Here is a 26,101-nt window from a genome sequence, read left to right on the forward strand (position 1 = left end):
GCAGATCATGCGAGGCGTTTTTGCTTAATGGCGAGAAAAACGGTCGTTAGCCCTTGTGATAGAAGCGCGACATCAGTTCCAGTGATTGCTGAATCACATTAACCGGCACTTTGTGGTCTTTAACAATTTTCAATTGGTTGTTGAGCTGTTTTGAGTTTCCTGCCGGGTTAACCACCATCATCATCTCTTGGCCGACGAGTGCATAGTTGTAGTAGCTCCCCGCGATAAACCAATCTCGAGATTTGCTCGCGTCGAACAAGTTGTCTCCAACGCTAAAATCGGCAGTATTCATTTTATTATCAAAAAGCATCGCCATCAGTGTGGGCACCACATCAAAGTGGGTGGTGCGATAATCGTAAGTCTTGGCGGCTTGGCCTGGTGCGTAGAGGTACAAAGGTACGTGAATTTGCGCTTGGCTGTAATTGCCTGAATGCCCCCAATAGTTCATGCGATTATCGTTAAACTCTTCACCATGATCCGAGGTGATAACCACGATGGTGTTCTCCAAATCAATCTTGCTCAGTACTTTGCCGATTAAGCCATCAATGTAGTAGAGCGAATTCTTGTAGCGATTATGGTACAGATCGGCATCAAAATCGTTGTTGAGCAAGATGTGATCTACGCGTTCCCAATACGGTGTGAATTTCGCGCCTTCTGGTTCAGGGAACTCGGTGCCATGGGCAGAGTCGTAGAACAGAAAACCGAAATAGGGTTGGTTACTCGGCTGAGCTTCAAAGGCGATAAAGTCTTCAGTAATGCGCGCGTCGCGTTCAACTTGCGTTGTTCCTGGTGTTTTCAAGCGCAGATCTTTGACGTTTTTAAACACTGTGCGTGACAGTGGAGGGCTGGTTAGCGACGCTGAACCGAAGATTCCCATGCGATATCCGGCGCTTTGCAGGCTATCCATAAACACTGGGGCGGTTTGACTGGCGTAAAAACTGTCCCAATAGGTGGCAGGCAGGCTATAGAACAGGCTAAATATGCCCGCTTGGGTAGAATTGCCGCCACTCATGTGTTGCGAAAAGTTGGCCGTTTTTTGCGCAAATTGGCTAACGTTAGGCATGATTTCAGCCGTGGCGTCACTGTGTCGCCAAGCGTCCACTAAGATAAACAGCACGTTGGGTTGTTTTGTTTGTGTCGGCAAGCTGACGGGCTCAAGTGGGTAGTCCAGTTGACTGCCCTCGACGTTTTTCAACTCAACGCGATTTTGCGCCGCAATCTTTTCATCGACAAAGCCATTTTTGTACATGAAGGAGCGGGCGGTGAGTGGGTAATAAAGCGGCCAGTTATTGGTAAATTGGCTGACCTCATTGTCGTACAACGCATTTTTATACGCATGCACCATTTGGCTGCTCAGCAACATAACAAACCACAATGCGACAAAAGCGAACTTGAGTTTGCTGTTAGCGAGAAGCTTGCTGAGCCATACCGCGATGGCGAGGCCAATGAACATCACCGCAATCTCCGAGATGAAAATTAACCAACTTAGCCAAGAGATATTGAAGACTTCATTTCCGCCATCAAAAAACATGCGGATCAGCAAGCCGTTAATATGAAATTTATAGTGTTGGAAAACCGTGATGTCGATCTTCAGCGCAATCACTAACAGAGCGGCAAGTGTGATGACGATGCCTTTAAACAGCCGAGTTGGCAACAGCGTCAGTGGAAGACTGAGCAGCATGATGGGGAAGCTGAGTAAACCGAGCCAGCCCAACTGGGTAGCAATAAGATAGACGCTCTGTATTCCAGACAGATCTTGAGAGGGATCAGACGAGAGTACAAACGGGTAACAGGCGATGGACAGATAAACCGTGAAGCAAGCAAAAAAAGCAATCAGCCACGCGCTATTGGAGGAGAGTTTTCGCAACATCTTTTTGAATCCCATAGCGAGTTATAAATAAAATTGATAAAAACGAGCAGAAGTATAAAACAGTGTTTTTTAACTTTAAAGACGTGAAGTGTGTCACATTTGGTACGGAAGTGTAAGTTTCTCCTGACAATGCCTTTTGCTGACAAACTGACCAAGAATCGCTACCGATATAACCTTTCTGGAAATCAGTGAGTTAGAACTATGTGGCCACTCAGCGAGCTGTGCTAAGCTAACGCTTAGTGATTGTCTTTCCGGAAGCTAACTCGTGTTTACTGTCTATCACTCCAATCAAGTGGATGTGCTCAAATCTCTGTTGGTGGAACTGATTCGCCTCAATCCTTTGCAAAATCCCTTCGACAAAGAGCAGATCTTGGTACAAAGCCCTGGTATGTCTCAATGGTTGAAAATGGAACTGGCGAAAGAGTTTGGCGTGGCTGCAAACATCGAATTTCCGCTACCCGCGACATTTATCTGGGATATGTTTACCCACGTTTTGGCGGATGTGCCAAAACGCAGTGCTTTCAACAAAGAAGCGATGACGTGGAAGCTGATGCATTTGTTGCCGCAGCAACTTGCACTGGCGGAGTTCTCGCCCTTAGCTCGCTATCTTCAGGACGATGAAGAAGGTGCAAAGCTTTACCAACTGTCGGAAAAAATTGCCGATATTTTTGATGGTTATTTGGTGTATCGCCCTGAATGGATACGTGATTGGGAAGCGGGGAAGGCCGTGGCTGAGATTGGTGATGAGCACCCTTGGCAGCCCATGTTGTGGCAAGCGCTGTATGACCATACCGTCGCGCTTGGGCAATCGCCGTACCATCGCGCCAACTTATACGAACACTTCATTGATAGCTTAGACAACTACACGGGCCAGTTTGAACACTTGCCGCAGCGCTTGTTTGTTTTCGGTATTACCTCATTGCCGCCACGCTACATGGACGCGCTGAAAGCGCTCGGCCAGCATATTGACGTGCATCTGATGTTTACCAACCCTTGTCGATACTATTGGGGTGAAGTGCGCGATCGAAAATTTCTTGCTCGTTTGGCGGCAAAGCAGCGTCAGCACCTTGTGTGGCAACAAGATCATTCGCAGCTTCAGGGACAAAGTGAGCAGCTGAAAGGCAGTATTGAAGACAACCTTGTTGATGAACTGCATACCGAGGTGGTGGGCAACAGTTTGTTGGCTTCCATGGGCAAACTTGGCCGTGACAACATGTACTTGTTGTCTCAGTTGGAATCGCATGAGATTGAAGCGTTTGTCGATATCGACCGAGATTCGCTATTGCATCAACTGCAAGCCGATATCCTCAACTTGGAGGAGCACCAAGATGACGACCATATCGAGAGTAGCCATCATAAACCGCTCATCGAGGCGAATGATCGCTCTTTGAGCCTGCACGTTTGCCACAGCCCAATGCGTGAAGTGGAAGTGCTGCACGATCAATTGCTGGCGATGTTCGATGCCGACCCAACACTCAAACCGCGCGATATTATCGTGATGGTGGCAGACATCAATGCTTACAGCCCAGCGATTCAAGCGGTGTTCGGTAACGCACCAGGTGAGCGATTCATTCCCTATTCCATTTCGGATCGAACCGCCGACCAAGAAAGCCCGATTCTCAATGCGTTTTTGACTTTAGTGAATCTGCCACAAATGCGCTGTTTGGCGTCAGAGCTGTTGGAACTGCTAGAAACCCCCGCGATTTTGCAGAAATTCTCCTTGAGTGAAACGGAGTTCCTGCAAGCAAAACAATGGGTGGAAGCGTCGGGTATCCGTTGGGGGCTGGATGAGCAGACCGGATGTGAGTTTGACCTACCGCAGACAAAACAAAACACCTGGCAGTTTGGTATTCAACGCATGTTACTTGGCTACGCGATGCCAGAATCGGCTGGCTTGTTCCAAAGTGGCGACGAATGGCTCGCACCTTACAACGAAGTTCAGGGAATGGGGGCGGAGCTGGCGGGCAAACTGAGCTACTTCATTGAAAAAGTTCGCAGCTATCGCCACGCCTTAGCTCAAGCGCAAAACATTGACGCATGGCGACAGCAACTACACGGTGTCTTGGCGGATTTCTTTGCCGTCGACTTGGAAGGCGAAGTGGCGTTGAAATCGATTCGCGATACGTTGGGTCAGCTAAAAGAACAGTTGAGTGATGCGGCATTTGAGGCGGAATTATCACCGAGTGTGATTCGTCAATACCTGCTCAATAAACTGTCCGGTAGCCGTGTAAGTCAGCGTTTTCTTGCTGGACAAGTGAATTTTTGTACCTTGATGCCGATGCGTTCGATTCCATTTCGTACCGTCTGCTTATTGGGGATGAACGATGGCGTCTATCCACGCAGTGTGGCACCGGAAGGATTCGATTTAATTCATGGCCGCGCCAGAGCGGGGGACCGCTCTCGCCGCGACGATGACCGCTACTTGTTCCTAGAGGCTCTCTTGTCTGCGCAGCAAAGTGTTTACATCAGCTATGTCGGACGTTCCGTGCAAGACAACACCGAGAAAGTGCCGTCGGTGCTGGTGGCTGAGTTGATGGAGTATTGCCAGCAAAACTACTGTTTAGCGGGAGATGAGCATCTCGGTGTGGATGAATCTGGTGCGCGCCTATTAAAGATGATCACCTGCGAGCATCCCATGGTGCCATTTAGCCCCCAAGCGTTTTTAGGCGAACCTCCAAGCAACGCGAAAAGCTATGCCAAAGAGTGGATTCCAGCGGCCCAGCAGCAGAGTGAAGGCCAAATGCCATCGCAGCAAAGTGCGCCATTTTATCAAGCCCTTGACGATTATTTACTGGGTGCCACGTTCCCGCTTGAACTGGATCTGGTTGAGTTGCAACGTTTCTGGCGACTGCCAGTGCAGTACTTCTTCAATCGCCGTTTGAAAGTCGTTTTCGAGCCACCAATGGCCGTGATGGCCGATGAAGAGCCGTTTATTTTGGATGGACTCAACAGCTTCCAATTGCGTGAACAGTTGCTGCATCGTCTCTTATCGGATGAAAACAGCACGCCTGACATGGCACAGCCGCTGATTGAGGAAGTACGCAGTGAATTGCGTGCTCAGGGCAAGTTGCCGATCGGTGCCTTTGGCGAGTTGGAATTTGATACTAACCGCGTGCAAGCTGAAGCATTAATGGAAAAATTAACCGGGCTATCTCACGCGGCTTTGGATGATCTCGAAGTGGATCTGGCCTTTACGCCAGTTGGTGAAGGCAAAACGATTCATTTGAGCGGTTGGTTAACACAGCACTATCAATCTGGGTTACTGCGTTATCGCAGTGGCAAAATTCGCTCTCAAGATTACTTAGCGGGTTGGATTGATCACCTTTCGATGTCGGCTATGGGCGTTGCCAAAGTGACGCATTTGATTGGCTACGACAAGAAAGAGGGGGTTGTGCACCTCAAATACCCGGCGATGGCGGATGCTGGCCAAGCCAAATCCTTGCTTAACGAATTGATCCGCCTGTATATCGAAGGCATGACCCAGCCTTTGGCGTATTTCCCCAAAACCGCATTGGCGGCCATCGAAGCTGGCATAAGCCGCGGGCAATGGAATGATGATGAAGAGAAAGCGTTGAAAAAAATGGCGGATACCTTCAATGATGGTTTCTTGGGCGCAGGGGAAGGCGCAGACAGTTACATCAGTCGTATTTGGCCAAAATGGAATGATCAACTGGCCCATCAAGTGCGTTTGATGAGTAGTTTGGTGCTGCAAGGGGCAAGATTGTCCGTTGTGGATGCGTCAGAGGAAGCATAAACGATGTCGCTCAACGTCAACAATGGGATAAAAGCGCTGCAATGGAGAGGAAGTAGGGTGGCCGCCAGAAAATCATTATCGTGTAGGGCGTTTGCTGTACGGCCACAAGGTCAGAGGGACCATGATTCGGTTGAGTGGTTCGTGTCGAACCCTTTGATCTCGTGAGGCGCATACTACCCAGAGCGGCGAGGATGTTCCGTGAGTAAGATCCCACAACATCCTAATATTTAGAGAGTTAAGATAAATTCATAGCGTTTTTAAGGTTTGATCACAGATCAAACAGCAGATGATCCGGAGACAGTGAGTAAGATGACGCACAAGCCTGAGCCAACCCCGTTACAAACCATGACCTTTCCATTACATGGCGCAAGGTTAATTGAAGCGTCGGCGGGGACAGGTAAAACTTTCACCATTGCTGGATTGTATTTGCGCTTACTGCTTGGGCATGGCAGTGAAGAGACGCGTCATCAAGCTCCACTGACGGTGGATCAAATCTTGGTCGTGACCTTTACCGAAGCCGCAACCGGTGAGCTGCGTGATCGCATTCGTGCGCGTATTCATGATGCGCGTTTGGCGTTTGCTCGAGGACACAGCCAAGATCCCATCATTGAGCCGCTGCTGCGTGACTTTCCCGATCACAAGCAGGCTGCCGCTATTTTGCTGCAAGCCGAAAGGCAGATGGACGAAGCGGCGGTGTTCACTATTCACGGTTTTTGCCAACGGATGCTCACGCAAAATGCGTTTGAATCCGGCAGCCGTTTTAACAACGAATTTGTCACCGATGAAAGTCAGTTAAAAGCGCAAGTGGTGGCCGATTATTGGCGACGCAATTTCTATCCCTTGCCCACAACATTGGCCGGTGAAGTGCGCCAGATTTGGGGTTCACCCGCGGCGTTGTTGAGCGACATTGGCCGTTATCTCACTGGTGCGCCATTGGCGCTGAGCGTCAACGCGATGAGTGGTGATCTTGCGGCGTTGCATCAAGAAAACCTGCAAAAAATTACGCAGCTCAAAAGTGCTTGGCGAGCGGCGCAGCCTGAATTGCAAACGCTCATAGAACAATCTGATATCAACAAACGCAGTTACACCAAAAAGTCATTACCAGAGTGGTTAGATACGGTGAATCGCTGGGCGGAAAGCGACACGTTTGATTACCACTACCCAGATAAGCTGGCCAAATTTGCTCAAAGCGAGCTGCTGGCCAAAACAGCCAAAGGCACTGCGCCAACGCATCCGCTATTTGAGCAAATTGACGCGTTTTTGGCCAACCCGGCTAGCTTAAAAGCCCCATTGTTGGCACACGCGATTGAGCAATGTCGCGCATGGCTGGCCAAAGCCAAAGAGCAGAAACAGCGTTTGTCATTTGACGATTTGTTAACGCGTTTATCCGCGGCGATCGATCAAGATGAAGCGCAGTTATTGGCAAGTCGAATTCGTACTCTTTACCCCGTTGCCATGATTGACGAGTTCCAAGATACCGACCCTTTGCAATACAGTATCTTTAGTCGTATTTATTTGGAACACCCACAAACTGGGCTGTTTATGATCGGCGACCCGAAGCAGGCGATTTACGGCTTCCGTGGGGCTGATATCTTCACTTACATCAAAGCGCGTAACCAAGTGAGTGCCCACTACACCTTGGGAACAAACTGGCGATCCAGTGCTGAAATGGTGTTGGCGGTAAACCAACTGTTTCAACAACCAGACAGCCCATTTATTTATGATCAAGACATTCCATTTTTGCCAGTCAGTTTTAGCCCCAAAGCGGAACAACGCATTTGGAACATGGCAGGCCAAAAGCAGCCAGCCCTGACCTACTGGTTACAAGAGTGCGAAGAAAAACCCGTGGCGAAAGGGGAATATCAGCAAGCGATGGCCGAGGCGACCGCCAGTCAGATTCAGCAGATTCTGACGCTCTCACAGCAAGGTCAGGCGTCATTCCAGCAAGGTGAGCTACAGCACGCCATTCAAGCGGGTGACATTGCGGTGTTGGTACGAACCGGCAGCGAAGGGCGATTGATTAAGCAAACTCTCGCTAAGCAAGGCATCGCCAGTGTCTATCTCTCGAACCGCGACAGCGTTTTTCTCAGCCCCGTCGCGCAAGATGTTCAGCGCATATTGCAAGCGGTGCTCACCAGTGAAGACGATCGCGCATTGCGGGCGGCATTGGCTTGTGAGCTGTTTGCCCTTGATGCCGCCAGTCTGGATAAATTGAATAACGATGAAAATGCGTGGGAAAAAGCGCTCAGTGAGTTTAAAGAATACCGTAAGCTGTGGCTTTCTCGTGGCGTGATGCCGATGCTGCGAGCGGTGATGGCCAAACGTCATATCGCAGAACGTTTGCTGACTCAGCAAGAGGGTGAGCGCACACTCACGGACTTGATGCATTTAGCCGAGCTGCTGCAGCAAGCAAGCAATGAGATCGACAGCGACCACGGTTTGTTGCGTTGGTTTGCTCAAGCCATTAGCGATGCGCACAATGGTATTGGCGGCAGCGATGAGCAGATCCAACGTCTCGAATCGGAACGCAATTTGGTGCAGATCGTCACCATCCACAAATCAAAAGGGCTTGAGTACGATCTGGTTTTTCTCCCGTTTGTCTTTGCCCATCGAGAAGCCAGCGAAGCGAAGTTTTACGACGCGCAAACCGATCGCACCGTGTTAGATATCACCGCCAGTGATGCCGCGCTGCAACAAGCGGACAAAGAACGATTAGCGGAAGACTTACGCCTTATTTATGTGGCGCTCACTCGCGCCGTTTATGGCTGTTTCATTGGCGCGGCGCCACTGCGCAACGGTCGCTCCACTAAAGAACCCACGGGCGTGCATCGCAGTGCCATGGGGTATTTGGTGCAAAATGGCCAAGAAGGGGGAATTGCCACGCTGCAACAAGCGTTGGCAGGACAACAAACGCAGTCAGACAGCATTGTCGTTATCTCACCGCCAACCTTGCCGGATGAGCGATATCAACCTATCGCAACGCCCGCGTTGTCGCTCTCTGCGCAAGAGCTGGCCACGCCGATCGATCGTTTATGGCGCATCACCAGTTACTCCGGTTTGGTCAAACAAGGTAGCCATCAAAGCGACTACGACGCCAGTTTAGAAGTGGTGGGGTTTGATATCGACTCTTCCACCGAAGATCCGCAAGCGCCAATCCAAGAAGTGGAGAAGTCGATTTTTACCTTCCCCCGTGGCGCCAGCGCCGGTACGTTTTTGCACTCGTTGTTTGAAGAGGTGGAGTTTACTCAAGCGGCGGACTCTGAACAGAATCGCCAAGTGATCACCGAGCTGATGGAAAAAAACTTGATCGACCTTGAATGGTTGCCCGTTTTGCAGCAGCTGGTGGATACCGTGTTGTCAACGCCGCTTGATGGCAAACATTTGTACCTCAACCAAAAAACGCCGTCACAGCGTCTGGTGGAAATGGAGTTCTTATTGCCGATAGAAGTGCTCAGCGCTGCCAGTTTAAACCAAGTCATTCAGCGTCATGATCCCCTTTCTGCTCGCGCGGGGGATCTCGGTTTCCAAACGGTGCAAGGCATGCTCAAAGGCTTTATTGATTTGGTGTTTGAACACCAAGGCAAATATTACGTGCTGGACTGGAAGTCCAACCATTTGGGTGACGCGGTGCATTTTTATCATGGTGAGGCATTGCAAGGGGCGATGGTGGATCATCGCTACGATTTGCAATACCAAATCTATGCGTTGGCGCTACACCGTTTTCTGCGCAGCCGTTTGGCCAACTATGATTATCAGCATCATTTTGGTGGCGTCTATTATCTGTTTCTTCGTGGTATGGATGGCGAAAGTGAACACGGTATTTTTTCTGCCAAGCCTTCGTTGGATTTATTAACGGAAATGGACCGTTTGATTGACGGTCTTGAGCCTCAACCTAGATCGACCCAAGGTGGTCAGATGGAGTTACTATGATGTTGAATGGGTCACTCCAAGCGACGCTGTTGATGCTTGAACGGCAAGCCCAACAAGGCTACCTGCGCTTATTGGATTATCAATTTGCGCGCTTTATTGGTGAGCAGAGTCAGCACAGCGGATTAGCGCTGTTGGCCGCTGCGGTCAGTGCCGAGTTAGGCAAAGGGCATATTTGCTTGCCTTTGTTTGATGAACTTGGCCAAGTCAGTGAATTGGCCAGTAAAATTGGCTTGTTTGGTGAGGCGGCCACAGAGCTGAACGCCCAGTTGCAGCCGATCGACTGGCGAGCGTTGCTGCAAACCAGTCGCTTGGTTGGCACCCAAGGGGAAGCGGTGCCCTTGATGTTCGATGGGGAACGAGTTTATCTGCATCGCTATTGGCACTATGAAGTCGTTTTGGCGCAAAAACTTAATCAATTGAGTCACGGTATTGAACTTAACGCCAGCTCAGCGGCATCGTTATCCGCACTGCTGGATCGATTGTTCGCGCGTGATTACCGCTTTTTGTTTGAAATGCTGATTGCCGCGCAAGCGAGCGGCAGTACCCAAGTGCAGCGACAGCAATGGGTGTGTGATTTTCTCGACGTAGTTGAAGAGCACTGTTTGGATTGGACGGCGATTGAACAAGTGCTTAGCCAAGTACGCAAAGTCTCGGATCTCAACGCGCTGGATCATCTCGTGCCTCATGCGGCCTGCATTAATTGGCAAAAGGTGGCTGCCGCAGTGGCGTTGACGCGTCGTTTTGCGGTGATCTCTGGGGGGCCGGGAACAGGCAAAACCACCACCGTCACGAAATTGTTGGCGGCGCTGATTGAGCAAGCCGGAGCACAAACGCCCACCATTCGTTTGGTGGCACCAACGGGTAAAGCGGCTGCACGTTTGACCGAATCCATCGGTAAAGCGGTGCAATCTTTAGCCGTAGAGCCGAGTTTAAAGGCGTTAATCCCCACAGAAGCCTCAACCTTACATCGCTTGTTAGGCGCTATCCCCGGTAGTGCTGAGTTTCGTCATCACAGTCAAAACCCGCTGCATTTGGATGTGCTGGTGGTGGACGAAGCCTCAATGGTCGATCTTTCGATGATGTATAAAGTGATTGATGCGTTACCTAAACATGCTCGTTTGATTTTACTTGGTGATAAAGATCAGCTGGCCTCTGTTGAAGCGGGGGCGGTGTTGGGGGATATCTGCGCATTTTCTGCTTCCGGATACAGCGCAGAGCAAGCAGCAACGCTCACGAAGTTAACGGGTTATCAAGCGCTGCCAAAGAGTGCCAGCCGTTTGGCTCCCGTCGCAGATAGCTTGTGTATGTTGCAAAAGAGCTATCGTTTTGATGCTCGCTCAGGAATTGGCCAATTGGCAAAAGCGATCAATGCCGGTTCCGTGGCGGCGTTAGAGAGTGTATGGCAGCGAGAGTTTAGCGATATCGAACATCACCCATTGGATGCCAGCCACTACAACCATATGTTGCAAACGCTTGTAAGTGAGTACTCACATTATCTTGCTCGCATTGCCTTAACTCAGCAGCATCTTGAGCCGAAAGAGAGAGAAAGCAGTGCTGATCGAGCCAAAGCGGGACTGAATTTGTTTCATCGTTGTCGGTTACTTTGCGCCGTGCGTGAAGGGAATTTTGGTGTGGCCGGGCTTAACCTTCGCATTGAAAGAGCCTTAGCTGCGAGGAACTTGATTAAAGTGAAGGACGAGATTTGGTATCACGGCAGGCCAGTGATGGTGACGCGTAATGATTACGCGCTTGGGCTTTACAACGGTGACATTGGCATCTGCATGTGGGATGACACTGATGAAGATCCGCGTTTAAAAGTCTATTTTGAGCTGGCCGACGGCAGCGTTAAAGCGGTATTACCAAGCCGAGTGCCAGAACATGAAACAGCTTATGCGATGACAATACATAAATCACAAGGCAGCGAATTTGATTTTACCTTGATGATTTTGCCTGCTGACTTCAGCCCAATACTGACGCGAGAGCTGATCTACACCGGCATTACTCGAGCGAAAAAGCGTTTAGCACTGTATGCCGATCTTCAAGTCCTTAAACGTGGTATGAAGATAAAGACACAGCGAGCGAGTGGCCTGCCATACCGTTTGGGCCAGTAAGGTTTATGAGAGCAGCCTAAGTCGATAAGGAAAAAGGCCAGAAGTGGAACTTCTGGCCTTTCACATTCTAGCTAGCGTTGAAATGCTTGCGTAAAAGTAATGCTGCGAATGTGGTATTGCTCTTTATAGTTCAAGATGAACTCTCGAAGTGCTTCTGTCACTGGGAAGACGCAATGAACGTCAAGTCCCTCTAGAAACTGGTTATCAGCCATATCCCAAAAGCTTTGCAGCGAGTTACAAATAATGGTTCTCATAGTAATGCTCTTTGATTGCTTAATCCCAACTGACGGGGTAAGTAATGAATCGAGCAGTCCGTGCGGTGTCTCGTCACCAAGTTCCTTGGCTCGGGTTAACCCCGATTTGCGCGGATTATAGACGAGTCACCGAACGAAAAAAAGCACAAACTTTGAACAGGCAAGATGTAAAGCATTGCATATGGTGTTAACCCTGTTCATCAGTAGGAAACTCTAACTTTAGCTCAAAGCGGTAGTGCCAAAATTTTTGAACGACGCTGATAGTTGTACAAACTTTTCTTCGCCATTGGCAGTGAATCGACGCCAATTTCGTAGAAACCTTGCTCTCTAAACCAATGAACGCTGTGCGTGGTGAGAACAAAAATTTGCTCAATGCCGATGGATTTCGAGCGATGCTTCATGTAATTGAGCAGCAACAGACCACGGTTACCATCGCGATAATCAGGATGAATGGCCACACATGCCATTTCCGCCATATGCTCATCGATATAAGGGTACAAGGCGGCGCAGCCAATGATCAGGCCATCTTTCTCAATGATGGTAAAGCGTTCGACCTCTTGCTCAAGTTGCTCGCGAGAGCGTCTTACTAGAATGCCTTGCTCTTCCAGAGGGCGGATAAGTTCAAGAATGCCACCAATATCATCAATGCAAGCCTGACGAACTTGTTCAGCACTGGCCATGACCACTTGTGTACCGATACCGTCAAACGAGAACAGCTCTTGGATCAACGCACCGTCGATCTTGTAGCTGATGAGATGGCTACGAGGAACACCTGCGCGGCAAGCTGCCACTGCCCCTTTGAGAAAACGCAATGTGCCTGAGTGGAAATCACTTTCCGGATCCACATCAATCGAGAGTTTTTGAATAAACTTCTCTGCGTCGCTAGGGAACAATTCGGCCACGGCGTTGCCATTGTCGTCAATCACGCCTTGCTCAGAACAAAAGCCAATCAGTTTGTCTGCTTTGAGCTTGATCGCCACTTGTGTCGCGACTTCTTCAGAAAGCAAGTTAAAGCATTCACCAGTGACCGAACTGGCAATTGGCCCAAGCAGAACGATAGAGCCTTGATCCAAAGAACGATTAATGGCCTCAGTATCAATGCGACGAATGCGACCACTGTGGCAGTAATCGACACCTTCATCTATACCTAATGGTTGAGCGATGACAAAATTGCCACTGACCACATTGAGGTGCGTTCCGGCCATCGGCGTATTATTCAAGCTCATGGAGAGGCTGGCAGTGATCGCCAATTGCAACTGTCCGGCGGCTTGCATAACTATCGAAAGTGAGTTTTCGTCAGTCACACGAATGTGCTTGTGATAAGGGGTCTGGCTTGATTGCTTATCAAGTAAATGATTGATTTGCGGTCTTGCACCATAGACCAAAACCACTTTAACACCAAGGCTGTGCATTAGAGCTATATCATTAATAATATTGCTGAAGTTTTTGTCAGCGATCGCTTCACCACCAAGGAGAATAACCATGGTTTTACCGCGGTGCGCGTTTACGTATGGAGTGGATTGTCTGAAACCTTTAACTAATGCCGTGCTGCGAATTTTCACAATATGACTTCCTTGTGACTATTTATGCTGAAATATTGTCTTTTTATTCTCTTGTTGGCAAGCGGTTTTTTATTAATTTAACCACCTTTGATCTGAGTGAGTTGTTTGCTTTGACCAGCGGTGTAACATAGGCGGCTTGTAAACATGAACGAGAAAAAAATGTCTTCTGCCAGTAAAAAGTCAACCGCCGTCAACGGACAGTTACTCACTGAAGAGCTACGTCGTAAAAAACGCAAATTATTAGAGCGAATCCTAATGGGCTTGGCCCTTGTAGGAACCGTGATTGTATTGTTGATGTATGGCGATTTGATTACTCGATTGATCAATCCGCCGATGCCGAAAAGCATGATTTACGGAAAATGGGTTGAGCAGGATGTCGCTCCCTATGCTCGTGAGGTGCTGATCCTCAATGAAAGTGGTGTCACCGTTAACGGCTCTTTGGTGACGACCAATTTTGATTTTGATGGCAAGTATTTTGAGTATCGTGTCGGTGGTGAAATTCGTCGCTTTCGATTCATTGGTCAGCAGTACATCGAAATGAAGTTGGATAGTGACGCGCACTACCTTCCCATTTTTCAATTAGAAGGGAAGCAGAATCTCTCGCTGAGATAAGCAGTGATGCTGCTGCCAAATTGATGTTTTCTCATTCAATATCCGTCATTTTTTTGTAAGGGACTGCAATCGCGTCCCTTTTTCATTTGCACTTAAAATTCGACTTTGTCATGCTGCATCAAATTCTATTTGATGGGTAGTAACCAGTGATTAAAGCTTATTTTCCGCTCTTTGCATCGGTCTTGTTGTTTGGCTGTGCTCAGCCAACCGATCGTGCACAGCAGTATCTCGACAATGAATTCAGTGATGTGCTCAATCGAGTCGACGTTGTGAGCTCGGACAAACCTCGCGACTTCACCGAATTTCAACGTCAATCTGAAGCGGTGATCAGCAATTCACCTAGTTTGGCCAACTTATATCAACCGCTTTATGAGCGTTTAAATGAGTGGGTACTGCAAAGTGGTGACCCGAGCGAACTCGGTGCTTATGGCATCGAAACGGCCCAGTTAGGTGGGGGAGATAAGCAAGGTAACGTCCTGTTTACTGGCTATTTTTCACCAGTAATGGAGCTGCGCCATCAAGCCGATGAACGTTTTAAATACCCAGTTTACGCTAAACCTGACTGCAGTGAAGATTGCCCGACGCGAGCTCAGATCTACGATGGGGCACTCGATGGATTAGGGCTTGAACTGGGCTATGCAGAGAACATGATTGACCCGTTTATCATGGAAGTGCAGGGCAGTGGTTTTGTCCATTTTGAAGATGACGATACATTGGAATACTTCGCTTATGCGGGAAAAAATAACAAAGCCTATGTGAGCATTGGCCGCGTGTTGATTGAACGTGATCAAGTTGCAAGAGAGAAGATGTCGTTGAAAGCGATCAAAGACTGGGTGCTTGCAAACGATGAGGCCACCGTTCAAGAGCTGCTTGAGCAAAATCCTTCTTTTGTTTTCTTTGAGCCGAGAGCGGCGGCGCCTGTGACAGGTTCTGCAGGGATTCCATTACTTCCAATGGCATCGGTGGCGGGCGATCGCACAATTTTCCCTATGGGGACGCCGATTTTGGCAGAAGTGCCATTACTGAACGCTGACGGTACTTGGAGTGGTGCGCATCAACTGCGTTTGTTGATCGTGCTCGATACCGGTGGCGCAGTAAAACAGAATCATCTCGATCTCTACCACGGAATGGGCCCACGAGCGGGCACCGAAGCGGGCCATTACAAACACTTTGGCCGCGTGTGGAAACTGGGCTTGGAAAACTCTCCAACGCAAGCGCCTTGGGCTTTGCCACCAGAAAAGCTACAATAGCGTTTCTCTATCTGGACATTTTGTTGAAGAGTGCGTATAAATCGCACTCTTTGTTTTTCTGGCGATTTTGGAATCATCACTATGCGCGAACTTGATACTCCTGCTTCTGATAGCTACAACCAACGTTTTGGTGGTACGCGCCGTCTATACGGCAACAGCGAAGTTGAGATTCTTCGTGCTGCCCATGTTTGTGTGATTGGCATTGGTGGTGTTGGCTCTTGGGCGGTAGAAGCCCTTGCCCGCACAGGTATCGGCGAACTGACGCTCATCGATATGGATGACGTGTGTGTGACCAATATTAACCGTCAAATTCATGCGATGACGGGAACGGTCGGCCAGAGCAAGATTGAGGTGATGGCAGAGCGCGTCAAACTCATTAACCCTGAGTGCAAAGTGAACCTGATTGACGATTTCATCACGCCTGACAATCAACACGAATACCTCAGCAAAGAGTTTGATTACGTGCTAGATGCCATTGACAGCGTCAAAGCGAAAGCTTCTTTGCTGGCTTATTGTCGCAGTAACAAAATCAAAGTGATTACTGTTGGTGGTGCTGGGGGCCAAATGGACCCGACACAAATCCAAGTGGCGGATTTGACCAAAACAATCCAAGATCCACTGGCGAAGAAGATCAAGGATACCTTGCGTCGCCATCATAACTTTCCAAAAAATCCCGCGCGAAAGTTTGGTATTGACTGTGTCTTTTCCACTGAGCAGCTAAAATACCCGCAAGCGGATGGTTCTGTTTGTAACGCAAAATCAACGGCAGAAGGTCCAAAACGCATGGATTGTGCCAGCGGTTTTGGTGCTGCGACGGTAGTGACTGCGACCTTTGGTTTTGTTGCGGTGGCACGTATCGTTGAAAAGTTGATCCAAAAGCATAAAAACTAATTGCCTCTAATACCAAGCGGCTTTCTGACGCCGCTTTATGTCATCATCACTTTTTATCTCTATTGTGTAGGAGCCTAGCCATGTCGAATTTGCCTGCCTCTCCATTTGGTAACGAGATTACCAGCTCGGACATCGTCGCCACCATGCAGCAATTCAAAGGCTGGGAAGACCGCTATCGTCAGGTGATTCAATGGGGTAAAAAATTGCCAGTGATGCCTGATGCGCTGAAGTCTGAGCAGGTTATGGTTGCAGGTTGCGAAAGCCAAGTTTGGTTAGTGGCAGAACAAGACGACGGAATGTGGACGTTTTGTGCCGACTCAGACGCGAGAATCGTTCGTGGCTTAATTGCTTTAGTCTTAGCTGCCTACAATGGTAAAACGGTAGAGCAGATCCAAGCCTTTGATATTGAAGCCTACTTTGAGCAGCTAGGCTTAATTGCCCACTTGAGTCCATCACGCGGCAATGGCCTTAAAGCAATTGTTGAGCAGATTAAGAATATCGCGAGCTAGTTTACGTCCTTGAGGGCGTAGCGAGCATCCATGTTGGTTTTCGCACGCCTGATCTGTCCTGACAATTCTGATTTCTCCCAGCGTTTCCTTTTCTTTATTATTTCTCACCACTTTTGCTTTTCTGACCTTTCTCATTTGGTTTGTCATTCTTGCGAACTCGGGGATCCATCTTAAAGCGAATGGATGTTTTTGAACCGATTAAACCAATGAAAAGCGTGCGTTCAGCGCATGCTGAGGAATGGATTCCCGCCTGCGCGGGAATGACGGATAGAGACAGTGGCAAAATTTATTACTGCCCTCGCTTGTGCTTACTCGCCTCGCTTTTGCTCGTCATCCTCGCTTTTGCTCGTCATCCTCGCGAACGCGGGGATCCATCTTAAAGCGAGAGGATGTTTTTGAATCGATTAAACCAACGAAAAGCGTGCGTTCAGCACTTGTTGAGGAATGGATTCCCGCCTACGCGGGAATGACGGATATAGAAAGTAGCGAGATTTCTTACCACCCTTGGCTCTTGCTCGTCATCCTTGCGAACGCGGGGATCCATCTTAAAGCGAGAGGATGTTTTTGAATCGATTAAACCAACGAAAAGCGTGCGCCCAGCGCTTGTGAGGTATGGATTCCTGCCTGCACGGGAATGACGGATATAGACAGTGGCAAAATTTCTTACCACCCTTGGCTCTTGCTCGTCATCCTCGCGAACGCGGGGATCCATTTGACAGCGAATGGAGGAGATGGAGAGTTCCAACGTGAGGTGAAAAACATCAGTGAAGAAAAACAGGCCAAGACATTGAAAATCTAAGCCTATTTTCTTTAAAGCATATCCACCGCTTTCTCTAACGCAGCAATCAACTTCTCCACATCTTCCATGGTGTTATAAATGGCGAAAGAGACTCGGACGGTGCCTTTGACACCTAACGCATCCATGAGAGGATGGGCGCAGTGATGGCCCGCTCGCACGGCGATACCCTGCTGATCGAGCAGCGTTGCAATGTCTTGATGGTGAACGCCATCCATGACAAAAGTAATCACCGAAGCGTTATTTTGGTATCCGATCACACGGATATCCTCCATCCCACTGAGTGCTCGAAATGTGGCCGATTGAAGTTGGTGCAAGTGCGATTCCACCTCGTCTCGAGCAAAACCTTGATACCACTCTAGTGCCTTAGCAAGCGCAATGGCACCCGCGACATTGGGTGTCCCTGCTTCGAACTTCCCCGGTAGAGCTGAAAAGGTGGTTTTCTCAAACGACACTTTTTCCACCATCTTACCGCCTCCATGCCATGGTGGCATGGTTTCCAGCAGTGCCAGTTTGCCGTAAAGCACGCCAATTCCAGCGGGCGCATAGAGTTTGTGGCCGGAAAATACATAGAAATCGGCGTCCAATGTGCGCATATCGACAGGTTCGTGAACGATACCTTGAGCGCCATCCACCACCACAATGGCACCGTGTTGATGGGCCAACTCGATGATGGACTCGATGGGTTGACGAGTGGCCGTGACGTTGGTGGTTTGAGCCACCGCAACAATCTTAACTCGCTCATTCATCAGTGTTTTAAACGATTCAATGTCCAGCTGACAGTCTGCGGTCATGGGGATTTTGACCACTTTGGCACCCGTCTGCTCAGCTACCATTTGCCAAGGTACAATATTGGCGTGATGCTCCATTTCACCGACGAGAATTTCATCGCCAACTTGAAGGGTGCTTCGGGCGTAAGTTTGAGCAATCAAATTGAGCGCTTCGGTTGCGCCACGTGTCCAAATAATCTCTTTACTGCTTTGTGCGCCAATAAAATGAGCGACGCATTCGCGGGCGGCCTCAAATTGGCTGGTCGCACTGGCGGTCAAACTGTGGCTTCCGCGGTGAACGTTTGCATTTTGGCTGCTGTAATACTGTGTGATTGCGTCAATCACACACTGCGGCTTTTGTGTTGTCGCCGCACTATCTAAGTAGACCAGCTCATTTTGATTAACTTGTTGCGCCAATGCAGGAAATTGTTGGCGAATGGCTTGAACGTCAAACATTACTCATCACCCAATTTGTGGTAGTTGAGTACAGGCACTGTCACCATAGGTTCTGCCACTTGGCGCGCGTGCTGTTTGCCAGAAAGTAAGATGATAATTTCCATCGCAAATTCCAGCGCAGTGCCGGGCCCTTGACTGGTAAGAAGATTGTGGTTCACATCGTAAGTAACGCGCTTAGGACGCCAGTTTTGCTCGGCAATATGAGACATAAAGTTCGGATGGCAAGTCATGATGGCTTGAGGGTAGAGATTGTGATGTTGCAAAACCAGTGCGGGGGCGGCGCAAATGGCAGCGACCAGTTTTCCTTCATACATATGCTGTTTTAACATCTCAATCAGAATTGGGCTATCGCGGAAGGTTTCCGCTCCCGCGACACCGCCGGAGAGAACAATGACGTCGAACTGTTCATCGGCCACATCCACCAAGCGACATTGTGCGCCGAGGATAACGCCACGAGAGGCTGTCAGGGTCAGCTTGCCATCAAAATCGGCACTGGCGACCGTGACTTCATAACCTGCTCGAACCATCATATCGATGACCGTTACCGCTTCTATCTCCTCGGTACCGCAAGCAATAGGCACTAAGATTTTTTTCTTCATTGTTCTGTCCAGCGTTGTTCAATCTGTTTGATGTGTTGATAAAGTTTAGCGTTTTCCGCTGCATCAATCTGGTGTTTATGCGCCGCTTGCAACAAATATCCAGTGATAAAGTCGATTTCAGTGCGGCGTTGATGGAAAACATCTTGGTGCATCGAGGAATAGTTTTCCGCCGTTGCATGAATCACGTTCATGATGGTTTTCTGTAAGGTATCGAAAGTAACCTCGATCCCTTCTTTGACCATAACGTCGACCAATTCTTGAGTGATGCGCTCAAGCCGTTGATGAAACCTCTCATCGGCCAGCTCGCCATTTTTACATTGATGAATCGCTGTTAACGGGTTGATGGCACAGTTGATGGCCAGTTTGGTCCAAAGCGCCTGTTGGATATTGGGATTCCATGTAACAGACGGTAGGGCGTGATCGAGCACCGCTTGAAGGAAATCGCATTGCGCACCTTGTGCATTACCCCCCCCCAACTGCGTGATGCCTTGTCCGGTGTGTAAGACCTGCTGTGAATGGGGCTTATACGCGCCATGAGTGGTGGTTGCGACAACGATTGGGTTGTGCGCGAGCTTTTCTGCAACCTGAGATGCGGTTCCCATGCCGTTGTGCATCAGCATGATGATGGTATCTGAGTGGATGTGTGGCAATAAAGGCTCAATCGCCGCCATCACCTGCCATGCTTTCACTGTGACCAAGATGAGATCAGCACTTTGCAAAGAGGGTAGGTGACGATGTTTAAACGTCATGACTGATGAGTCATCTAGTTGCAACGGCTGCTCAGGTACATCGCGTCTTCCCCACAATGTAACATTGTGCCCTGCGAGTTTGAGTTTTGTCGCCCAAAGTGAGCCAACGGCTCCCGGGCCTAAAATGAGGATATTCACCAAACACTCTCAGTAAAAAGGTTTGCTGCAAGGATAATGAGGGAAATAAGGAAAGCAAATAAAAATGGCGCCAACAGGCGCCATTTATACAGAACTTAGGAGGTTCAATTAGAACTTGTAAGTCACTGCTACGTAGTGACCTACGCCAGAAGATTCTGCGACAGGAGCCCAAGGTAGAGTCGAGCCATCTTTAAAGCCGTATACGTCTTTATATGCTTTTAGACCGTAACCGACCGCAAAGCGATCTGAGTGCCAGTAGATACCGTTAAACATAGCACCACCATTGCTAGTACGGAATGATGCATCGTCATCCATGCCAAATTGGTAGTCAATGTAACCTTGGTAAGAAATGAAAGAGCCATTCTCGAAGAAGTAGAAAGGCTTGAACCAGTTGGTCGAAATTTGGAAACCGTTCCAGTCTTTTTCGTTACCATCGTAGAAAGCATAAAGGTTTAGACCGATTTTGCCTAACCATGGAACCATCACATCAGAACCAAGACCGATTTTTTGGTTGTTAACGCCGTTGTTACCGCCCCATTCCATAAGAGTTGCGACATAAAGCTCTTGAACTGGACCGAAAGAAAGATCTTTACCAGTTACAGCATCCAGAGACATGCGAGGTGCGAATTTCATAAAGATTTTTTCTGCACCGTCTTTGTCACTACCAGGATCGTTAGATAGATCGAATACGTCTACATAGCCGTATAGGTCGAAGATGCCAGAGCGACCGCCAAATTCCATCTCTAGGTAATCGTGAGAAGATTCAGCGCCAGCGCCTTTCTCGTTGAATGCACCCATTAGGTTAAATTGCATCCACTTGTAATCGTTTTTGTGGATATCGCCGTCTGAGTAGTCAGCGGCCATAACTGGTGCTGAAGTTGCTGCTAACAGACCAAGAGTTAATAGTGATTTACGCATAAGGGGAACTCTCTATATTTGTAACGGTGTTTAGACGCTAATCCTTGCGCTACGTGTTATCCGATTTGCGCGCATCATAGCGATTTAAATCTCAAATAAAAGTGACTTGAGTGCAATTTTTCATCAATTTGAGTGATGTAGATCTCCTTTTGAATCGAAAGTTGGGAACTTTTCTTTTGCTATAAATCTAGATGCATTTGTGATTTTGTTGAAACTGAGAGCTGTATTTAATTTGTTAATGCGTGGAGGGAATGTGATCTAGGTAAAGGTTTGCGCGTATAAAGTAGCGTGATTTTTAAGCGGGGTGATTATGAGAGAGTTAATGCTTTTTCCGTTAAGTTCGACGGTTTTGCCGGATGGAAAAATGAAACTTCGTATTTTTGAACCTAGATACCAACGAATGGTGAAGCAGTGCTGTGAACAAAATATCAGCTTTGGTATGTGCTTGGTCGATAGTAGTGGTGGGGCAAGCCGGTTGTCGTCGCTTGGTACAGAAGTCAAAATTATTGATTTTGATTCATTGTCGGATGGATTGCTGGGGATTACGGTGTTGGGATTACAACGCTTCACCATCAAACAAGTCCGTGTTGAGGAAGATGGCCTGCGCATAGCTTCGGTGGAGCAACTGACACGGTGGCCAACCATTGAGCTCAAGGCCCCTCAGAAATACATTGGCGACCAATTACAGCTGGTTCACCGTCAATTTCCAGAGCTTGGTGAGCTGTATCCTGAAAGTGACTACCAAGACGCCAATTGGGTGGCAAGACGTTGGCTTGAGATATTACCGCTCTCAGTCAAACAATTTGACCATTTGGCAGGAACGCAAAACTGTGATGCGGCGATGCGCTTTTTGTCTGAGGTAGTCGAGAAGGCTTCAGGCGAAGGAAAGGCTAAACTGAATTAAATGGCAAATAATTTGTAGGATCTGGTGATCGTTTTTCTGTGGAATACGTATCAGGGTAAGTTTAAGTAAAGTCGGCGACAAAAAGGATAAGTTATGCGGACTCCGGTAGCGAACAGCCCTAGCTCGATGTCTAAGCAAGACTGGGCCGAGTGCATGGCGAAAGTGAAAGACAAAGACAAGCAAGCATTTGCCGTCGTGTTTCGACACTTTGCGCCCAAGTTAAAACAGTTTGCGTTTAAACATGTTGGCAATGAGCAAGTTGCCATGGAAATGGTGCAGGAAACCATGACAACAGTGTGGCATAAAGCACATCTGTTTGACGCTGAGAAAAGTGCGCTGTCGACTTGGGTCTACACCATCATCCGTAATCTGTGCTTTGACTTACTTAGGAAGCAGCGCGGTAAGGATTTGCACATTCACGCGGACGATATTTGGCCGTCAGATTACTATCCTTTAGACCTTGTTGAACGCTATAGCCCAGAGCAAGACATGCTCAAAGAGCAGGTTATGCGTTTTTTGGATTGTTTACCCAAGGCCCAGAGAGATGTTCTGCAGGCTGTTTATATAGAAGACTTACCCCACCAGCAGGTTGCTGAAATGTTCGACATTCCTTTAGGTACCGTTAAATCACGATTGAGATTGGCAGTAGAAAAGCTTAGACACACAATGCAGGCGGATAAATTATGAGTACACATCCTAACAACATGTTGCTACAGGCGTACGCAAGTGGAGAAATTGATGCTGTCTCTGGTTTAGTCGTTGCAACGCATCTAGAAGTTTGCCCTGATTGTCGAGATCTGGTTGCTCAATTTGAAGGCGAGCAAGCGCAACATTTTGCTGCTGAGAAGCAAGATGAAATGAGTGCTCTGTCGCTGTTTGATGCGATGTTTGATGCCATCGTTCAAAGTGATGTGAAAGAAGATGCACGAGAGGTCTACGAACCGAGATACATTGAGGTGAAGGGGAAACGTTTTGTTCTTCCACAGACACTGTGTCGCTATGCAGACCTGATGTCGGAATGGCGCAGTTACGGTGGCAAGGTGTTTAGTTCACAACTGGACTTTGGTGAAGAGGCAAGAGTGAATCTGATGTACATCAGCGAAGGTGTTCAGATCCCGCAACACACCCACAAAGGGTTGGAAACGACGCTGGTGCTGCATGGCAGTTTTAGTGATGAAGATGGTGAATATCAGCAGGGTGATTTCATGCAGCGTGACGCCAGTGTGAAGCACAGTCCTAAAACCAAAGCTGGGGAAGATTGCTTGTGCCTAACCGTGCTGACAGACCCACTGATTTTTACCCAAGGGGTGGCCAGAGTCTTTAATTTGTTTGGTAAAGGACTTTACCCTTAACCAGAGAAGAACAGCGCTGCTTTCAAAATGAGAATGCATCAAACGAGAAAAGGCTTGCCAATGCAAGCCTTTTTCGTGAAGGAACCACGCACACGAAGTGGCTTTAACTTTGTGGTGCGTCGATGTTGTCGTGAGGTTTTGGCTCTTCTTCGCTCGATTCCTTTCTCGCTTTTTCAAGCAAATCATGGAAGTAATGACGCAGCGAATAGAGCATGATCAAGCTTGGGATAACCATCAGAGCCGTAATAACAAAGAACACAGACCAGTTGTCCAAGTAGTCAACCAACTCACCACTAAAGGAGGCTAAGGTCGTTCGACCAAAGTTACCGAGCGATGCCAGCAGAGCGTACTGCGTTGCCGAGAAGGCTTGCCCGGTCACCATGGTTAAGAAGGAGACAAACGCAACGGTTGAAAACGCAGAGGTAAAGTTGTCGACAATCAACGTCGCCAAGAACAGGTTTTCATTCGGACCAACTTCTGCCATCCAAGCGAACATCAAGTTACTGGCTGCCATGGCGATGCCGCCGATCATTAGACCGCGAACAATGCCAAACTTCACGTTGATCATACTACCAACCAGCGTAAAGAAGATGGTGATGCCCCAGCCCAACAACTTAGAGTAATAGCCAATTTGTTCGTTGCTAAAGCCCACTTCTTTATAAAACGTAATCGACATTCGGCCTAAGAACGCTTCGCCAATCTTAAACAAGAAGACAAAGAGCAGTAGAGTCAGTGCCACTCGGACGCCATTGCGCTTGAAGAAATCAAGGAAAGGCTCGACCACGGTGACCGTCAACCATGCGACCACTTTGGAACCCACCAATTGGTTGTGGCGCTGTTCGGCCTCTTGTTGCAATTGCTCTCGGCGTGTGGTTGGTTCGCCAACCAGCAACGTAAAAATCATCAAGAGCGCGACAATGGCCGCCATGCCATAATACACGCCGTTCCAGCCGATTGAATCGGCGTTGATAAAGGCGAGGTAACCCGGTAAAGAGTAACCCGTCCACCAACCAATAACGGCCATCGCCGATGCTTGTGGCAGTTTGGATGAATCGGATTTCGGGAAGGTATCGATACGGAAAGCGTCGATAGCGATATCCTGTGTTGCTGACGCGATGGCGATGCCAAGTGCAAGTGCTGACGTCAGCATGAGATTGTTGGCCGGGTTGACTCCCGCGATCAACAAAGTACAAATCAGTACAAAGGATTGGCAGAGAAATATCCAACTGCGGCGTTGACCCAAAGAGCGATGAAGTAAAGGAAGCTTTACTCGGTCTACCAAAGGTGCCCAAAGAAAGTTAATGGCGTACACAGCAAAGACACTGCCAAAGTAGCCAATAGCAGCACGCGTCAACCCCGCATCTTTTAGCCAGCCAGACATGTTTGAGCCAATGAGCACCCACGGAAAACCACTGGAACAGCCCAGCATAAAAACCCATAGCAAGCGTCGATCAAGATAACTTTGTACAGTTTCACGCCATGAAACTGTTGGTGATGAAGACATAACCTATCCTTGTAGTTAGTAGAATACGCCCCTTGCATTGCAAAGGGCGAGGATATTTATGGGAGCAGTGTGGCTTTGGTGATCACGATAGGTTCCACGGGAATATCTCTCATGTAGCCTTGGCTTTTTGTCGGCTTGCTCGCCATCTGTTGAATGACGTCAAACCCTTCGGTGACTTGACCAAAAACGGCGTAACCTGGAGGTTGTAGGTCATAGTCGAGAAACTCGTTATCCACCAAGTTGATAAAGAATTGTCGTGTCGCGGAGTTAGGATCTTGAGTTCGTGCCATTGCGATAGAGCCCGTCACGTTCTTCAGACCATTACTTGCTTCGTTCTTGATTGGTGCGTAACTGGGTAGACGATTCATTTTCTCATCAAAGCCACCACCTTGTGCCATAAAACCTGGAATGACACGGTGAAATTGAGAGCCTACGTAACTGCCGTCTTTCACGTATTTTACGAAGTTTTCGACGCTAATCGGCGCTTTTTCTTCATTTAACTCAACAGTGAAATTCCCCAGAGAGGTTTCGAATTCAACTTTTGGCCCCGCCAAGGCGAGGCTACTCGTGAGTACGAGTGAAGTACAGATAACTTTGAGCATTAGAAACGTTCCTTCATGTAGCTTTGCAGTTCTTGGTCATTGGCAATCTCAGCAAGTACTAATGTGATCACGTCATTTAGCACTTTTTCCACTTCTTGATCTGAGGCACTTAACATGCCACTGCGGCTTGCTGCACCGTTATAGGTTTTGACTAGCTTTCCTTTGGGTGTTTCTGCGGTGACTTCTAGAATCACTTTTGCGTCCATTTCGTTTTCCATTACGGAATGCTTTACATTGACCAATGCTTCTTGAACTTCAAGACTGATCAGGTTGTTGCTGTTTAAATCTGCTTTGTAGCCTTGTGACGCGAACTGCTGCTGCAGCAAGGTTTCAAGCGTAATGCGCATGTTTTGTTTAGCGTGTAGCGGTAGGATGTTCGAACGGCCACTGTCGATCAGCGCTACGTACTGCGCTGCGCGTACATCTTTACTGGTCATGCTATACGTTTTGTTCTGCACCATTGGATTTGTGCTTAACGTTGCGGTTGGTGCAAGATTAAGTTGTTCTGGTTGAGGGGCTGAACAAGCAGAAAGTAGTGCGATAGACGCAGCTAAAACCAATTTTTTCATC

Annotated in this window: 20 protein-coding genes; 10 read left to right on the forward strand and 10 right to left on the reverse strand. The window is 48.4% G+C overall.

Features of this window, described 5'->3' with window-relative positions:
• Positions 1–46: 46 nt before the first annotated feature.
• On the reverse strand, positions 47–1,870 hold the full coding sequence (locus tag AOT11_RS10595) for a DUF3413 domain-containing protein (protein ID WP_026060784.1): 1,824 nt from the start codon (positions 1,868–1,870) through the stop codon (positions 47–49).
• 265 nt (positions 1,871–2,135) lie between these two features.
• On the opposite strand from AOT11_RS10595, the gene recC reads away from it, so the two are divergent.
• The 3 genes from recC to recD all read left to right on the forward strand — a co-directional run bounded on the left by recC (position 2,136) and on the right by recD (position 11,665).
• Positions 2,136–5,624, forward strand: coding sequence for an exodeoxyribonuclease V subunit gamma (gene recC, locus AOT11_RS10600; RefSeq protein ID WP_017420242.1), 3,489 nt, complete (start codon positions 2,136–2,138; stop codon positions 5,622–5,624).
• 309 nt (positions 5,625–5,933) lie between these two features.
• Positions 5,934–9,554: an exodeoxyribonuclease V subunit beta gene (gene recB, locus AOT11_RS10605; RefSeq protein WP_026060783.1), complete on the forward strand. Its 3,621-nt coding sequence runs from the start codon at positions 5,934–5,936 to the stop codon at positions 9,552–9,554.
• Positions 9,551–11,665: an exodeoxyribonuclease V subunit alpha gene (gene recD / locus AOT11_RS10610; RefSeq protein WP_017420240.1), complete on the forward strand. Its 2,115-nt coding sequence runs from the start codon at positions 9,551–9,553 to the stop codon at positions 11,663–11,665. The genes recB and recD overlap by 4 nt, the downstream gene beginning before the upstream one ends.
• A 71-nt stretch (positions 11,666–11,736) precedes the next feature.
• Here recD and AOT11_RS10615 read toward each other — a convergent pair whose 3' ends face one another.
• On the reverse strand, positions 11,737–11,919 hold the full coding sequence (locus AOT11_RS10615) for a hypothetical protein (protein WP_011079706.1): 183 nt from the start codon (positions 11,917–11,919) through the stop codon (positions 11,737–11,739).
• Between the two features lie 224 nt (positions 11,920–12,143).
• Positions 12,144–13,481 (reverse strand): amino-acid N-acetyltransferase, encoded by a 1,338-nt coding sequence (gene argA / locus AOT11_RS10620; protein ID WP_017420239.1) that lies wholly within the window; start codon positions 13,479–13,481, stop codon positions 12,144–12,146.
• 144 nt (positions 13,482–13,625) lie between these two features.
• Between argA and AOT11_RS10625 the strand changes: the two genes are divergently transcribed.
• The 4 genes from AOT11_RS10625 to csdE all read left to right on the forward strand — a co-directional run bounded on the left by AOT11_RS10625 (position 13,626) and on the right by csdE (position 16,743).
• Positions 13,626–14,093, forward strand: coding sequence for a DUF2850 domain-containing protein (locus tag AOT11_RS10625; protein ID WP_017420238.1), 468 nt, complete (start codon positions 13,626–13,628; stop codon positions 14,091–14,093).
• Between the two features lie 146 nt (positions 14,094–14,239).
• The gene (mltA, locus tag AOT11_RS10630; protein ID WP_011151002.1) at positions 14,240–15,343 is read left to right on the forward strand and encodes a murein transglycosylase A; all 1,104 of its coding nucleotides are present in this window, start codon (positions 14,240–14,242) and stop codon (positions 15,341–15,343) included.
• An 81-nt stretch (positions 15,344–15,424) separates the two neighbouring features.
• Positions 15,425–16,234, forward strand: a complete 810-nt coding sequence (tcdA, locus tag AOT11_RS10635) for a tRNA cyclic N6-threonylcarbamoyladenosine(37) synthase TcdA (RefSeq protein WP_026060781.1) — start codon at positions 15,425–15,427, stop codon at positions 16,232–16,234.
• Between the two features lie 80 nt (positions 16,235–16,314).
• Positions 16,315–16,743, forward strand: coding sequence for a cysteine desulfurase sulfur acceptor subunit CsdE (gene csdE, locus AOT11_RS10640; RefSeq protein WP_026060780.1), 429 nt, complete (start codon positions 16,315–16,317; stop codon positions 16,741–16,743).
• Between the two features lie 810 nt (positions 16,744–17,553).
• Here the strand turns inward: csdE and csdA are convergent.
• From csdA to AOT11_RS10660, 4 genes are all read right to left on the reverse strand, one after another.
• Positions 17,554–18,765 carry a cysteine desulfurase CsdA gene (gene csdA, locus AOT11_RS10645; RefSeq protein WP_017420234.1) on the reverse strand — a complete coding sequence of 404 codons (1,212 nt, stop codon included), beginning with the start codon at positions 18,763–18,765 and terminating at the stop codon, positions 17,554–17,556.
• Positions 18,765–19,364 carry a DJ-1 family glyoxalase III gene (locus AOT11_RS10650; RefSeq protein ID WP_017420233.1) on the reverse strand — a complete coding sequence of 200 codons (600 nt, stop codon included), beginning with the start codon at positions 19,362–19,364 and terminating at the stop codon, positions 18,765–18,767. Before AOT11_RS10650 ends, csdA begins: the two co-directional genes overlap by 1 nt.
• On the reverse strand, positions 19,361–20,251 hold the full coding sequence (panE, locus tag AOT11_RS10655) for a 2-dehydropantoate 2-reductase (protein ID WP_026060779.1): 891 nt from the start codon (positions 20,249–20,251) through the stop codon (positions 19,361–19,363). The genes AOT11_RS10650 and panE overlap by 4 nt, the downstream gene beginning before the upstream one ends.
• Before the next feature lie 108 nt (positions 20,252–20,359).
• Positions 20,360–21,169: a nucleoside-specific channel-forming Tsx family protein gene (locus AOT11_RS10660; protein WP_017420231.1), complete on the reverse strand. Its 810-nt coding sequence runs from the start codon at positions 21,167–21,169 to the stop codon at positions 20,360–20,362.
• Between the two features lie 310 nt (positions 21,170–21,479).
• Between AOT11_RS10660 and AOT11_RS10665 the strand changes: the two genes are divergently transcribed.
• From AOT11_RS10665 to AOT11_RS10675, 3 genes are all read left to right on the forward strand, one after another.
• Entirely contained in the window at positions 21,480–22,073 is a 594-nt protein-coding gene (locus tag AOT11_RS10665; protein ID WP_072600041.1) for an LON peptidase substrate-binding domain-containing protein, read from the forward strand.
• A 93-nt stretch (positions 22,074–22,166) separates the two neighbouring features.
• Positions 22,167–22,760: an RNA polymerase sigma factor gene (locus AOT11_RS10670; RefSeq protein ID WP_017420229.1), complete on the forward strand. Its 594-nt coding sequence runs from the start codon at positions 22,167–22,169 to the stop codon at positions 22,758–22,760.
• Positions 22,757–23,425 (forward strand): ChrR family anti-sigma-E factor, encoded by a 669-nt coding sequence (locus tag AOT11_RS10675; protein WP_017420228.1) that lies wholly within the window; start codon positions 22,757–22,759, stop codon positions 23,423–23,425. The genes AOT11_RS10670 and AOT11_RS10675 overlap by 4 nt, the downstream gene beginning before the upstream one ends.
• 103 nt (positions 23,426–23,528) lie before the next feature.
• On the opposite strand, the gene AOT11_RS10680 is transcribed toward AOT11_RS10675, so the two are convergent.
• The 3 genes from AOT11_RS10680 to AOT11_RS10690 are packed head-to-tail and all read right to left on the reverse strand — an operon-like array spanning position 23,529 to position 26,100.
• Positions 23,529–24,929, reverse strand: a complete 1,401-nt coding sequence (locus AOT11_RS10680; protein ID WP_017420227.1) for an AmpG family muropeptide MFS transporter — start codon at positions 24,927–24,929, stop codon at positions 23,529–23,531.
• A gap of 56 nt (positions 24,930–24,985) precedes the next feature.
• Positions 24,986–25,531: a peptidylprolyl isomerase gene (locus AOT11_RS10685; RefSeq protein ID WP_017420226.1), complete on the reverse strand. Its 546-nt coding sequence runs from the start codon at positions 25,529–25,531 to the stop codon at positions 24,986–24,988.
• Positions 25,531–26,100, reverse strand: a complete 570-nt coding sequence (locus tag AOT11_RS10690) for a YajG family lipoprotein (RefSeq protein WP_017420225.1) — start codon at positions 26,098–26,100, stop codon at positions 25,531–25,533. Before AOT11_RS10690 ends, AOT11_RS10685 begins: the two co-directional genes overlap by 1 nt.
• Between the last annotated feature and the right edge of the window lies 1 nt (position 26,101).

This window comes from Vibrio vulnificus NBRC 15645 = ATCC 27562, assembly GCF_002224265.1.
In the GTDB taxonomy this organism is placed as follows: domain Bacteria; phylum Pseudomonadota; class Gammaproteobacteria; order Enterobacterales; family Vibrionaceae; genus Vibrio; species Vibrio vulnificus.